We start from the raw sequence: 13,616 nt of genomic DNA on the forward strand, positions 1-13,616 counted from the left end.
CATCGGGGGTTTCAGGTAAGCGCTTTTCAGCGCCTACCGGTTCAGCTTATTGGCAAGCTTCGCAATCCGGCTCGTCAATCGCGCAGGCCTTAGGCACTGGCGCCGGACCGGCTGGAGCAGCCAGGACCGAATCTTCACCGTGGTTACCGCCGCTGGAAACAGCGTTCAGCTTGCCGGTGTTGATGGTCGACTTCTCGGTGCTGGTCGCGGCCAGGGCACGGAGGTAGTAAGTGGTTTTCAGGCCACGGTACCAAGCCATGCGGTAGGTCACGTCCAGCTTCTTGCCCGAAGCGCCGGCGATGTACAGGTTCAGGGACTGCGCCTGGTCGATCCACTTCTGACGACGGCTGGCCGCGTCAACGATCCACTTGGTGTCCACTTCGAAGGCAGTCGCGTAGAGCTCTTTGAGTTCTTGCGGGATGCGCTCGATCTGTTGAACCGAACCGTCGTAGTACTTCAGGTCGTTGATCATGACCGAGTCCCACAGACCGCGAGCCTTCAGGTCGCGAACCAGGTACGGGTTGATCACGGTGAATTCGCCCGACAGGTTCGATTTCACATAGAGGTTCTGGTAGGTCGGTTCGATCGACTGCGATACGCCGGTGATGTTGGCGATGGTGGCGGTCGGTGCGATGGCCATGATGTTGGAGTTACGAATGCCTTTCTGCACACGGGCACGAACCGGTGCCCAGTCCAGGGATTCGTTCAGGTCAACGTCGATGTACTTCTGGCCGCGTTGCTCGATCAGGATCTGTTGCGAATCCAGTGGCAGGATGCCTTTGGACCACAGCGAACCCTGGAACGTCTCGTAGGCGCCGCGCTCGTCGGCCAGGTCGCAGGAAGCCTGGATCGCGTAGTAGCTGACCGCTTCCATGGACTTGTCGGCGAACTCGACGGCTGCATCGGAACCGTAAGGAATGTGCTGCAGGTACAGCGCATCCTGGAAGCCCATGATGCCCAGGCCGACCGGACGGTGCTTGAAGTTGGAGTTCTTCGCTTGTGGCACCGAGTAGTAGTTGATGTCGATAACGTTATCGAGCATGCGAACGGCGGTGTTCACGGTGCGTTCCAGCTTGGCGGTGTCCAGCTTGCCGTTGGTGATGTGGTTCGGCAGGTTGATCGAGCCCAGGTTGCAAACAGCGATCTCGTCCTTGTTGGTGTTCAAGGTGATCTCGGTGCACAGGTTCGAGCTATGGACCACGCCCACGTGCTGCTGCGGGCTGCGCAGGTTGCACGGGTCTTTGAAGGTCAGCCAAGGGTGGCCGGTTTCAAACAGCATGGACAGCATTTTGCGCCACAGGTCTTTGGCCTGGATGGTCTTGAACAGCTTGATCTTGCCCGGGTACTCGGACAGGGCTTCGTAGTACTCGTAACGCTCTTCGAAGGCCTTGCCGGTCAGGTCGTGCAGGTCCGGAACTTCGGATGGCGAGAACAGGGTCCACTTGCCGTCATCGAAGACGCGCTTCATGAACAGGTCAGGGATCCAGTTGGCAGTGTTCATGTCGTGGGTACGACGACGATCATCACCAGTGTTCTTACGGAGTTCGATGAACTCCTCGATGTCCATGTGCCAGGTTTCCAGGTAAGCACACACAGCGCCTTTGCGCTTGCCACCCTGGTTAACGGCTACGGCGGTGTCGTTTACCACTTTCAGGAACGGAACAACGCCCTGGGATTTGCCGTTGGTGCCCTTGATGTACGAACCCAAGGCACGAACCGGCGTCCAGTCGTTGCCCAGGCCGCCTGCGAATTTGGACAACATGGCGTTGTCGTGGATCGCGTGGTAGATGCCCGACAGGTCATCCGGCACGGTGGTCAGGTAGCAGCTGGACAGCTGTGGACGCAGGGTGCCGGCGTTGAACAGTGTTGGAGTCGACGACATGTAGTCGAAGGACGACAACAGGTTGTAGAACTCGATCGCACGGTCTTCCTTGTTCTTCTCTTCGATCGCCAGGCCCATGGCCACGCGCATGAAGAAGATCTGCGGCAGTTCGAAGCGGATACCGTCCTTGTGGATGAAGTAACGGTCGTACAGGGTCTGCAGGCCCAGGTACGTGAACTGCTGATCGCGCTCGTGGTTGATCGCCTTGCCGAGTTTTTCCAGGTCGAAGGTGGCCAGGATCGGGTTCAGCAATTCGAATTCGATACCCTTGGCGATGTACGAAGGCAGGGCCTTGGCGTACAGGTCGACCATTTCGTGGTGGGTCGCGCTCTCGGCGACTTCCAGGAAGCTCAGGCCTTCGGCACGCAGGGTGTCCATCAGCAGGCGGGCGGTGACGAACGAGTAGTTCGGCTCACGCTCGACCAGGGTACGGGCGGTCATCACCAGAGCGGTGTTGACGTCGGTCAGGGCCACGCCGTCGTACAGGTTTTTCAGGGTTTCGCGCTGGATCAGGTCGCCGTCGACTTCTTCCAGACCTTCGCACGCTTCGGTGACGATGGTGTTCAGGCGGCCCATGTCCAGAGGAGCAAAGGTGCCATCGGCGCGGGTGATGCGGATCGACGGGTGAGCGTTGACGGCTTCTTCGGTCGGCGCGTGGGCAGCGCGTTCTTTCGAACGACCGTCGCGGTAGATCACGTAGTCGCGGGCCACTTTCTGCTCGCCGGCACGCATCAGGGCCAGTTCGACCTGGTCCTGGATTTCTTCGATGTGGATGGTGCCGCCCGAAGGCATGCGACGCTTGAAGGTTGCGGTGACTTGTTCGGTCAGGCGGGCAACGGTGTCGTGGATTCGCGACGAGGCGGCAGCGGTGCCGCCTTCAACTGCGAGAAACGCTTTGGTGATGGCGACGGTGATTTTGTCATCGGTGTAAGGAACGACAGTGCCGTTACGCTTGATCACGCGCAGTTGGCCAGGCGCGGTGGCGGACAGATCCGAAGTCGAATCAGCGGCCTGCGGCAAGGTGCCCTGCGGGTTCTCGCGAGTTGTGTCGGTTTGCATGGGTGTCTCCACGTTCTCTATGTTTGTTTGGGCACCATCACGGTGCCCACCGTTCCGTCCTGAAGCACTACAACCGGCGAGGGCCGGGTATACAACTTCGGGACAGTTCTGGAAGGGGCCTTTTGAGCACCGCTTCCTTGCCGAAGTCTTTGGTTTCAAGCCGTGGGCTGAAAACCGAATTCCTGTGGGGCGACAGTTGGGGACTGCAACACCCGTACCGTTTTTGCCTTTTTGGGCTCAAAAACAGCAGCCATCCGCTCGTGCGGTTTGGGCTTCTGAAAATACGTTTGGTTCAACCAGACAAAGGCAATAAAAGCGCTTGAAATCGGTGTCTGGTTTGTGTTTGGTTTTTGGGCTAAAACCCTACATGTAGGGTTTTTTCAGCGCCGAGGTACAAGATAATGCGTTTTGGGGGGTGATTGCAACGTACTACCTGTGGATAAGCCTGTGCGTAAATTGTGTGTGAAACGTGGAAACAGCGTGTAGGCCGCGACCCTACTGGAGTAGACCGTTTGTCATGGTTTTTTCACAATCGAAAACAGTCCGGGCGGTTTTTTAAGGGCGCGAACCCTATCACAAAAAACCTCGTTGTCCGAACGCATTTGCCGACTTGTTTTCTCTCCGGGCGACGTTTATACAATCGGCCGTACACACGCATTCTTATCCTCCCCAATCATTACAAAAAGATGGGGGGATCCTTCCTTATTAGTGTTGTTGGCAAGCAGAGGTCACCGTGGAGCAGCAAGAAGCCTGGCAGGTATTGATTGTCGAAGACGACCAGCGTCTGGCCGAACTGACTCGCGATTACCTGGAAGCCAATGGCCTGCGTGTGTCGATCGAAGGCAATGGCGCGCTGGCCGCCGCGCGGATCATCAAGGAGCAGCCGGACCTGGTGATCCTGGACCTGATGTTGCCCGGCGAAGATGGGCTGAGTATTTGCCGCAAGGTTCGTGACAAGTTCGACGGCCCGATCCTGATGCTCACCGCCCGCACTGACGACACCGATCAGATTCTGGGCCTGGACCTGGGCGCCGACGACTACGTCTGCAAACCGGTGCGCCCGCGCTTGCTGCTGGCGCGCATCCAGGCCTTGTTGCGCCGCAGCGAAGCACCGGAAGTGGCCCCGGAAAAACTCCGGCGCCTGCAGTTCGGCCCGCTGGTGGTGGACAACGCGCTGCGCGAAGCCTGGCTCAATGACAATGGCATCGAACTGACCAGCGCCGAGTTCGATCTGCTCTGGCTGCTGGTGGCCAACGCCGGACGTATTTTGTCCCGGGAAGAAATCTTCACCGCCCTGCGCGGCATCGGCTACGACGGCCAGGACCGCTCCATCGACGTGCGCATCTCGCGCATCCGGCCGAAAATCGGTGACGACCCCGATCATCCACGACTGATCAAGACTGTGCGTAGCAAAGGCTACCTGTTCGTGCCGGAAGCCTGCGTAGACCTGCCGCTGTGAATTCGATCTTCCTGCGCATCTACGGCGGCATGTGCGCGGCACTGATCCTCGTGGCCGTGCTTGGCGTGCTGGCGCTGCACCTGCTCAACCAGGTGCGTAGCGAGCAATACCGCGAACGTCTGGCCCACGGCACGTTCTCGCTGATGGCCGACAACCTCCAGCCGATGAACGAGACCGAGCGCCACCGCGCATTACTGGTCTGGGAGCGCCTGCTGGGCATTCCCCTGGCGTTGCAGACGTTCTCCCAGACCGACCTCGACCTGACCCAGCGCACCCGTGTGCTGCGTGGCCAGGCCTTGGTCGAGCAGACCGGCCCCCATGCGGCGAAGGTTTATCGGTTGGTCAGTGACAAGGAGCAACTGGTACTCACCGGCGAAGTGCAGCAGATCAGCGAACAACTGGCCCGGGCGACCATTTACCTGCTGGCCGACGAACTGGTGCGCTACCCGGTGGCCGAGCAACCCAAGCGCCTGGCGCAATTGAAAGAAGACAAGGGCTTTGGTTTCGACCTGCGACTGGTCACGGTCGAACAGGCGGACATGGACGAGGATCAGAGTCGCCGGGTGTCCGAAGGTGACACGGTGATGGCGTTGGGCAAGGGCGGCGATTCGATTCGGGTGTTTGCCGGCATGGTCGGCACGCCGTGGGTGCTGGAGATTGGCCCGCTGTTCCAGATGAATCCTTATCCACCGGAATGGCTGGTGCTGATCGCGGCGCTGGGCCTGACACTGATCGGTTTGATCGTCTATCTGTTGGTACGGCAACTGGAGCGCCGTTTGCGCGGCCTCGAAGCTGCCGCTACGCGCATCGCCAAGGGCAGCCTGGAAACCCGCGTGCCGGCGCGTGGCGCGGACTCGGTCGGGCGCCTGGCGTCGGCGTTCAATGGCATGGCCGAGCATTTGCAGCAGTTGCTGGCAATTCAGCGTGAACTGGTGCGTGCGGTGTCCCACGAACTGCGCACCCCCGTGGCGCGCCTGCGTTTTGGTCTGGAAATGATCGGCTCGGCCACCACGCCCCAGGCCCTGGAAAAGTACCGCGAAGGCATGGACCACGACATCGAGGACCTCGACAAACTGGTGGACGAGATGCTCACCTACGCGCGGTTGGAACAAGGCTCACCGGCGCTGAATTTTCAGCGGGTCGATCTGGATGCGTTGGTCAATCAGGTGATTGAAGAGCTGGCGCCGTTGCGCGCGGAAGTCACGGTGCAACGCGGGTTATGCCTGTCGGCCGCCGATTGCGACGATGCCTGGGTCGAAGCCGAACCGCGTTACCTGCACCGCGCCTTGCAGAACCTGGTCAGCAACGCCATGCGCCATGCGCAGTCGCGGGTGACCGTCAGTTATCAGGTGGGGCAGTTGCGTTGTCGGGTGGATGTCGAGGATGACGGGCCGGGTGTGCCGGAAGTGGCCTGGGAGAGAATCTTCACGCCGTTCCTGCGCCTCGATGACAGCCGGACCCGAGCGTCCGGAGGGCATGGTCTGGGGTTGTCCATTGTGCGGCGGATTGTGCACTGGCATGACGGGCGGGCGCTGATCAGCAAGAGCAAAAGCCTGGGTGGAGCGTGTTTCAGTTTGAGTTGGCCGAGGAATCAGGAGAAGCGTTGAATATTGTGGTGGCTGGTGGACCGCCTTCGCGAGCAAGCCCGCTCCCACATTGGAATGAATTTCAAAACGTGGGAGCGGGCTTGCTCGCGAAGAGGCCCTTCCAGCCACCGAAGACTTCAAGCCTTGATACTGACTAAACTCAACAACTGCCCATCCTGCACCCCAAACTGCGCTTCGAGCTCTGTCCCGTTGCGCCATTCGCTGGACAAATCGGTGAGCAAGCGCAATCGCACCTGACCGCTTTCAGTCCACTCCAGCACTTCCGCGTGTTCAAAATAAAACCGCTTCTGAACGATCGGGTAGAGCGCCTTGAACAGGCTTTCCTTCACCGAAAAGGTCAGGGTCACCAGCAACGCCAACTGGTCGCTTGGCCCCGCCGCCATGCGCTGCAATTCCGGCGGCGTGAGGATTTCCCCGGCCAGGCGTTCGGCCCGTTCGAAGTTGAGGAGGTTCTCCAGGTCCATGCCGAGGCCGCGCCATTGCGCCTTGTTGGCGACAATCGCCGCGGCCCGGCCGGTGCTGTGGGTGATCGAGCCGGTGATGTGTGCCGGCCAGACCGGCGCGCGGTCTTCGCCAATCGCCGGGATAAAGCTCAAGCCTTCCAGTTGCTGCAACGCTGCCCGCGCGCAGACTCGCCCGGCGAGAAACTCCGCCTGACGCTTGGCCACCGAACGCTGGATGCTCGCCGGCGGCGAGATGGCGCTGCGCTGGAAGTCATCGCTGGCCAGTTGCGAAGTGTCGAAGTGGGTGCTCAGCAGCACCGTATCGGGCAGCACGAACGGCAGCGGCCAGAGGGAGTCGAGGGGGGTGCAGCAGGCGGGCAGGGCTGGATTCATGTCGGGCATTTTGCCGGGTTGTTCGGGGGCTGGGTAGTGCAAAGGTTAGATCGGTGGCGCGGCGGCTATTCGCGAGCAGGCTCGCTCCCACATTGGAACGCGTACCCCTGTGGGAGCGAGCCTGCTCGCGAATAGCCGCCGCGCTACGGTCTACCTGCTTAACCAAAGATCTTCTTGAAGAACGCCTTCATATCCGCCCACGAACTCTCATCCGCCGCTTTGTTGTAGCCAATATCCGGCCCGCCATGATCGCCATGGCTCAACCGGTCCGCATCCGGATTGCTGAACCCATGCTTGGCGTCCTTGAGGCTGACGAACTTGTAGTCAGCGCCAGCCTTGTCCATTTCAGACTTGAACGCGGTGACGTTGTCCGCAGTGATCATGCTGTCCTTGGCGCCATGCTCGACGAGGATTTTCGCCTTCACGCTGCCCGGTGTGGCTGGCGTGTTGGTCGCCAGCGCACCGTGGAAACTCACCACGCCCTTCAGCGGCAGACCCTGGCGTGCCGCATTCAGCACCACGCCACCGCCGAAGCAGTAACCGATGGCCGCGAGTTTATTCGGATCGGTCTGCGGCTGTTGCTTCAACAGATCGAGCCCGGCCTGAAAGCGCGCGCTGGCCACCGCGCTGTCCTTCAACGCTTCTTGCATGAACGCCATGGCGTCCTTCGGATGCTCGGTATTCTTGCCGCCGCCATACATGTCGATGGCCAACGCGCTGTAACCCAGACCGGCGAGGTCCCGGGCGCGACGCTTGGCGTAATCGTTGAGCCCCCAGAATTCATGCACCACCACAACGCCCGGGCGCGGGTCTTTAATGGCGTCGTCGTAGGCGTAGTAACCGATCATCTGCGTTCCGTCGGTACTCTGGTAAGGGATTTCCTGGGTCTTGATCGCAGCCTGGGTCAGCCCGCTCAAGACCAGCAAGGCGAGGGCGAGGAACGTGCGCATGATCGGTTCTCCTGCAAGGAAGGTCTTCAAATCAGCCTAGTCGATTTGATTCAGCTTAGGTTCAGAGTGCGTTCAGGGGGAGTTCAGGGCTGGGTGAGTAACCTTGCCCCGTACCCAAAAAGCGATAGCGCATAAGGAAACTTCCTATGACTGGATTGAAAAAACTGCTTCTGGCTTTCACCGTTTTGAGCGCCAGCGCCGCTGCCCACGCCACCGACGAAACCTTCGCCGGCCTGACGCTCGGCCAAACCAGCGACAAGGTTAAAAAGTCCCACGCCTTGAACGACAACCTCAACAGCCCGAACGCCGACGGCGTAATCGGCAAGGACACCACTTGGGGTGTGCGCCTGGGCCAGCAAAACAGCCAGGGCCGTTACTACGCCACTTACGACAATGTGTCTGGCTCGCACAATGGCATTAAACTGCGTCAGGAAAACCTGCTGGGCAGCTACGATCTGTTCTACCCGGTGGGCGGAAGCACCAAATTATTCGGCGGTGCCACGGCCGGTATCACCAAGATGACTCAGGAGTCCCCCGGCTTCAGCCGCGACAGCGACATCGGTTACGCCCTCGGCGGCCAGGTCGGTGTGTTGCAGCAAGTTTCACAAAACACCTCGGTCGAGCTGGGTTACCGTTACCTGCGCAGCAATGCCAGTACCGAAATGAGCGAGCGCGGTGGCAGCAAACAAGGGTCGCTGGCCTTGAACAGCAGCGCCCAGACGTACCTGTCTGCCAACTACGCTTTTTGATAAGCGGTTCGCGACAGACCTGCGCCGGGTCACCTTAAAAGGGTGATCCGGCGTTGCCATGTTGGCCATCGAGGCATGTGCGCATGCCTCTGGAGATGTTGTTTTGCCCGGGAGAGCGTTATGAAACTGCTGGTCGTCGAAGATGAAGCGCTGTTGCGCCATCACCTGCAAACCCGCCTGACGGATAGTGGCCACGTGGTCGAGTCCGTGGCCAACGCCGAAGAGGCGCTGTACCAGACCGAGCAGTTCAACCATGACCTGGCGGTGATCGACCTCGGCCTGCCGGGCATGGGCGGGCTCGATCTGATTCGTCAGCTGCGCTCCCAGGGCAAGACCTTTCCGATCTTGATCCTCACTGCCCGTGGCAACTGGCAGGATAAGGTCGAAGGCCTGGCCGCCGGTGCCGACGACTACGTGGTCAAGCCGTTTCAGTTCGAAGAGCTGGACGCCCGGCTCAATGCCTTGCTGCGCCGCTCCAGCGGTTTTACCCAGTCGACCATCGTCGCCGGGCCGCTGATGCTTGACCTCAATCGCAAACAGGCGTCCCTCGACGAACAGCCGCTGGCGCTGACCGCTTACGAGTACCGAATCCTCGAGTACCTGATGCGCCATCACCAGCAGGTGGTGGCCAAGGATCGCTTGATGGAACAGCTCTACCCGGACGACGACGAGCGTGATCCGAATGTGATTGAAGTGCTGGTCGGCCGCCTGCGCCGCAAACTTGAAGGCCCGGCCGGGTTCAAACCGATCGATACCGTGCGCGGTCTCGGTTACCTGTTCAATGAGCGCTGCACTTGATTCGTTCCCTTCGCGTCCGCCTGATGCTCGCCGCCACGCTGTTGGCGGTGTTGTTCATGCTGGCGTTGCTGCCAGCGATGCAGGGCGCGTTCAGCCTGGCGTTGCAGGATTCCATCGAGCAACGCCTGGCCTCGGACGTCACCACGCTGATCTCCGCCGCACGGGTGGAAGGCAATCGCTTGCAGATGCCTTTGCAGTTGCCCGATGAGCGCTTCAACCTGACCGACAGCCGTTTGCTCGGCTACATCTACGACCGCGAAGGGCATCTGGTCTGGCGCTCGAAAGCCACCCAGGAAGAAAACATCAACTACAAGCCGCGCTATGACGGGCGCGGAAACGAGTTCGCGCGGATTCGCGAGGCCAACGGCCAGGAGTTCTTCGTCTACGACGTCGAAGTCAAACTGCTGGGAGGCAAAAGCGCGGCGTTCAGCATCGTCGCTTTGCAACCGGTGCATGAGTACGAAGTCACCGTCGAAGGCCTGCGGGAAAATCTCTACCTCGGTTTCGGCGCCGCATTACTGGTGCTGTTGGCATTGCTGTGGATTGGTCTGACCTGGGGCTTGCAGGCATTGCGCCGGCTGAGTCAGGAACTGGACGAGATCGAAAGCGGCACCCGGGAAAGCCTTAGTGAAGAACATCCCCGTGAACTGCTGCGCCTGACCGGCTCGCTCAACCGCTTGTTGCACAGTGAGCGTGAACAGCGCAGCCGTTATCGCGATTCCCTCGACGATTTGGCCCACAGCCTGAAAACCCCGTTGACCGTATTGCAGGGTGTCAGCGAGGACATGGCCCAGCGCCCCGAGGATCGAGATCAAGCCTGGGTGCTGCAATCGCAGATCGAACGCATGAGCCAGCAGATCAGCTATCAATTGCAGCGCGCCAGCCTGCGCAAAAGCGGCCTGGTGCGCCATCAGGTGCGCCTGCGCCCGGTGCTGCAAAGCCTGTGCGATACGCTGGACAAGGTTTACCGCGACAAGCGGGTGCGGGTGGCCTTCGATTTGCCCGAGCAGTGTTATGTGCCAATTGAGCAGGGCGCCTTGCTGGAAATGATGGGCAACCTACTGGAAAACGCCTATCGCCTGTGCCTGAGCGAAGTGCGCATCAGCGTGCGTGAAACCCTCAGCGGGATCGAGTTGTGCGTTGAAGATGACGGGCCGGGTGTGCCGCCGGATCAGCGGGCGAGGATTCTGCAAAGAGGTGAACGGCTGGATCGCCAGCATCCGGGGCAGGGGATTGGCTTGGCGGTGGTCAAGGACATCATCGAGAGCTACAGCGCCAAGTTGACGTTGGGGGATTCGGCGTTGGGCGGGGCGGCGTTCCGGATTCATTTTCCGGTGGTTTGATCGGATTGATGGTGTTCTTTCGGGCCTCTTCGCGAGCAAGCCCGCTCCCACATTTGGAACGCATTCCCCTGTGGGAGCGGGCTTGCTCGCGAAGGGGCCGGCATATCCACCACAAAGTCTGAAGGTGCCTTCAGTTCTCCTGCGCCCGATAAGCCCCCGGCGTCAATCCAGTCCACTTCTTGAACGCCCGGTGAAACGCCGAAGGCTCGGAAAACCCCAGTTGCTCGGCAATCTGTTGCAACGACAGATCCGCCCGACCCAGATGATAAATCGCAATGTCCCGACGCAACTGGTCTTTCAATTCCTGAAAACTGCTGCCTTCTTCACGCAAATGCCGGCGCAAGGTTTGCGGGCTGATGTGCAGGTGCGCGGCCACGGCTTCCAAGTCTGGCCAGCGAGCACTGTCGCGGCTGAGTAAACGGCGCAGTTGGCTGCTCAAATTGTCGCCGTCGTCCGGGCGTGACAACAGGTCGGCAGGGGAGCGTTCGAGGAAATACTTGAGGGTTCGTTCGTCCTGCAACAACGGCATGCTCAGGTAGCGACTGTGAAACAGCAGGCTGCTCTGGGCCGTCGAAAACACCTGCGGGCAAGGAAACAGCAAATCGTATTCGGCGCCGTGCTCGGGTTTCGGGTAGCTGAAGGTGGCCTGCTCCAGGCGAATGCGCTGGCCGATCAGCCAACTGCCGAGGCGATGCCAGATCATCAGCAGGCTTTCGCTGAGAAAGTGATCCGGGTCCCACAACGGCGAATCGTCCAGGCTCAAGCGAATCATCTCGCCTTCGCGGCTCAGCGTCAGACGCGGAGCCTCGGGGAATAGGCTATAAAACAATAAGCCACGATGAAGTGCTTTATCCAGGTTGCGGCAGTGGATGATGGCATGGCACATCATGGCGAAACTGCCGGGTTTACTCGGTGCCTGGCCAAATCCCAGGTATTCGTCGTCCAGCGCCAGCCACAGGCTCTGGATCAGCCGGGTGAATTGCTCTGGCGCAATGCGTGCCCGCGGCTCGTCGAGCAACTCGGGGCTGATCCCCAGTTGTAACAACAGGCCTGAATAATCATAGCCACGCCGACGCGCACCACCGAGGGCGGCGCGGGCGAAATGACTGGCGATAGTGCGTTCACGCATAGCAGGCAGGTCCGTCCAGTAAGCAGCGGATGGTAGCCGCACGACTTGGCGATGAACAAGGCGGATATCCGCCAAATTGTAGGACGAGGTCGGGATGAACGGCGGAAAACCGCCACATTGTTGTAACCGATCAGTGACAAGGAAAACCCTGCAGCCCTTGATGTCAAAAGGCTTGCAGGGAATTCGGCGAAGGTGGCACGGGCTTTGCGATACAACGGTCAGATGCTTGCCGTTGCGCAGCTCGACAAAACAAATCCCTCCAGTGCAGGAGGGTTCGCAAATGAAGTGTCACGGGCAACAGATGGATGTTGTGATGGGGCACTCTTGAGGAACTTTGCAATGACGACTCGTCAGCCACTGTACAAATCCCTGTATTTCCAGGTGATCGTTGCCATCGCCATCGGCATCCTGGTCGGTCACTTCTACCCGCAGACCGGTGTGGCCCTCAAGCCACTGGGTGACGGGTTCATCAAACTGATCAAAATGATCATCGCCCCGATCATCTTCTGCACCGTCGTCAGCGGCATCGCGGGCATGCAGAGCATGAAATCGGTGGGCAAGACCGGTGGTTACGCGCTGCTGTACTTCGAAATCGTTTCGACCATTGCACTGCTGGTCGGCCTGGTGGTGGTCAACATCGTCCAGCCGGGTGCCGGCATGCACATCGACGTTGCCACTCTGGATGCCTCCAAAGTCGCTGCCTACGTCGCGGCCGGTGCTGATCAAAGCGTCGTCGGCTTCATCCTGAACATCATCCCGGCTACCATCTTCGGCGCGTTCGCCACCGGCGATATCCTGCAAGTGCTGATGTTCTCGGTGATCTTCGGTTTCGCCCTGCATCGCCTGGGTGCCTACGGCAAGCCGATCCTGGACTTCATCGATCGCTTCGCCCACGTGATGTTCAACATCATCAACATGATCATGAAGCTCGCGCCACTCGGTGCCCTGGGCGCCATGGCGTTCACCATCGGTGCCTACGGCGTCGGTTCGCTGGTGCAACTGGGCCAGCTGATGCTGTGCTTCTACATCACCTGCCTTGTGTTTGTGCTGGTGGTGTTGGGCGGTATCGCTCGCGCTCACGGTTTCAGCGTGCTGAAAGTGATTCGCTACATCCGTGAAGAGCTGCTGATCGTGTTGGGTACTTCTTCTTCGGAATCGGTACTGCCACGCATGCTGATCAAGATGGAGCGTCTGGGCGCGAAGAAATCCGTCGTGGGGCTGGTGATCCCGACCGGTTACTCGTTCAACCTCGACGGTACCGCGATCTACCTGACCATGGCCGCCGTGTTCATCGCTCAGGCGACCGACACCCACATGGACATCACGCACCAGATCACCCTGCTGGTGGTGTTGCTGCTGTCCTCCAAAGGCGCTGCCGGCGTGACCGGTTCGGGCTTCATCGTACTGGCTGCCACCCTGTCGGCCGTTGGCCACTTGCCGGTTGCCGGTCTGGCGCTGATCCTCGGCATCGACCGCTTCATGTCCGAAGCCCGCGCCCTGACCAACCTGGTCGGTAACGCTGTTGCGACCCTGGTCGTGGCCAAGTGGGTCAAGGAGCTGGACACCGACGTGATGCAAGCCGAGCTGGCTTCTGGCGGTCGCGGGATCTCCGACGAACGCGTAGAAGACGACCTGGGCGTGGCCGAAGGCCCAACCCCAAGCAACGTCAAATAAGACTGCTGTAATGAAAAAACCCGCTTCGGCGGGTTTTTTCATGCCTGCGGTTTGAGCTAAACGGTCACAGGCGCTGACACATCAGGTGATTGCTGCAATGCCATCGGCTGCCTAGTCTGGAAGCATCGTT

At 59.9% G+C, this 13,616-nt stretch carries 10 protein-coding genes; 6 read left to right on the forward strand and 4 right to left on the reverse strand.

Going from position 1 to position 13,616, the window contains the following annotated elements; genetic code table 11:
* Positions 1-46: 46 nt before the first annotated feature.
* The gene (locus ACWIKB_RS31070) at positions 47-2,941 is read right to left on the reverse strand and encodes a ribonucleoside-diphosphate reductase subunit alpha (RefSeq protein WP_475271279.1); all 2,895 of its coding nucleotides are present in this window, start codon (positions 2,939-2,941) and stop codon (positions 47-49) included.
* 733 nt (positions 2,942-3,674) lie between these two features.
* Here ACWIKB_RS31070 and ACWIKB_RS31075 point away from each other — a divergent pair.
* Positions 3,675-4,400, forward strand: a complete 726-nt coding sequence (locus tag ACWIKB_RS31075) for a winged helix-turn-helix domain-containing protein (RefSeq protein ID WP_475271280.1) — start codon at positions 3,675-3,677, stop codon at positions 4,398-4,400.
* Positions 4,397-6,007, forward strand: a complete 1,611-nt coding sequence (locus ACWIKB_RS31080) for an ATP-binding protein (RefSeq protein WP_475271281.1) — start codon at positions 4,397-4,399, stop codon at positions 6,005-6,007. Before ACWIKB_RS31075 ends, ACWIKB_RS31080 begins: the two co-directional genes overlap by 4 nt.
* A 116-nt stretch (positions 6,008-6,123) precedes the next feature.
* Here ACWIKB_RS31080 and ACWIKB_RS31085 read toward each other — a convergent pair whose 3' ends face one another.
* Positions 6,124-6,843: a 4'-phosphopantetheinyl transferase family protein gene (locus tag ACWIKB_RS31085; RefSeq protein WP_475271282.1), complete on the reverse strand. Its 720-nt coding sequence runs from the start codon at positions 6,841-6,843 to the stop codon at positions 6,124-6,126.
* A gap of 158 nt (positions 6,844-7,001) precedes the next feature.
* Entirely contained in the window at positions 7,002-7,793 is a 792-nt protein-coding gene (locus tag ACWIKB_RS31090; RefSeq protein ID WP_475271283.1) for a dienelactone hydrolase family protein, read from the reverse strand.
* A 146-nt stretch (positions 7,794-7,939) separates the two neighbouring features.
* Between ACWIKB_RS31090 and ACWIKB_RS31095 the strand changes: the two genes are divergently transcribed.
* The 3 genes from ACWIKB_RS31095 (at position 7,940) to ACWIKB_RS31105 (ending at position 10,683) form a co-directional block, all read left to right on the forward strand.
* Complete coding sequence (locus ACWIKB_RS31095) at positions 7,940-8,542, forward strand: outer membrane beta-barrel protein (protein WP_054054834.1); 603 nt, start codon at positions 7,940-7,942, stop codon at positions 8,540-8,542.
* Between the two features lie 120 nt (positions 8,543-8,662).
* Complete coding sequence (locus ACWIKB_RS31100; RefSeq protein WP_475271284.1) at positions 8,663-9,340, forward strand: response regulator; 678 nt, start codon at positions 8,663-8,665, stop codon at positions 9,338-9,340.
* Positions 9,337-10,683: an ATP-binding protein gene (locus ACWIKB_RS31105; RefSeq protein ID WP_475271285.1), complete on the forward strand. Its 1,347-nt coding sequence runs from the start codon at positions 9,337-9,339 to the stop codon at positions 10,681-10,683. Before ACWIKB_RS31100 ends, ACWIKB_RS31105 begins: the two co-directional genes overlap by 4 nt.
* A 130-nt stretch (positions 10,684-10,813) precedes the next feature.
* Here ACWIKB_RS31105 and ACWIKB_RS31110 read toward each other — a convergent pair whose 3' ends face one another.
* Complete coding sequence (locus ACWIKB_RS31110) at positions 10,814-11,812, reverse strand: AraC family transcriptional regulator (protein WP_475271286.1); 999 nt, start codon at positions 11,810-11,812, stop codon at positions 10,814-10,816.
* Positions 11,813-12,151: 339 nt separating this feature from the next.
* On the opposite strand from ACWIKB_RS31110, the gene ACWIKB_RS31115 reads away from it, so the two are divergent.
* On the forward strand, positions 12,152-13,486 hold the full coding sequence (locus tag ACWIKB_RS31115; RefSeq protein WP_475271287.1) for a dicarboxylate/amino acid:cation symporter: 1,335 nt from the start codon (positions 12,152-12,154) through the stop codon (positions 13,484-13,486).
* The last annotated feature ends 130 nt before the right edge of the window (positions 13,487-13,616 follow it).

It is taken from the genome of Pseudomonas sp. 5Vm1k (assembly GCF_056161485.1).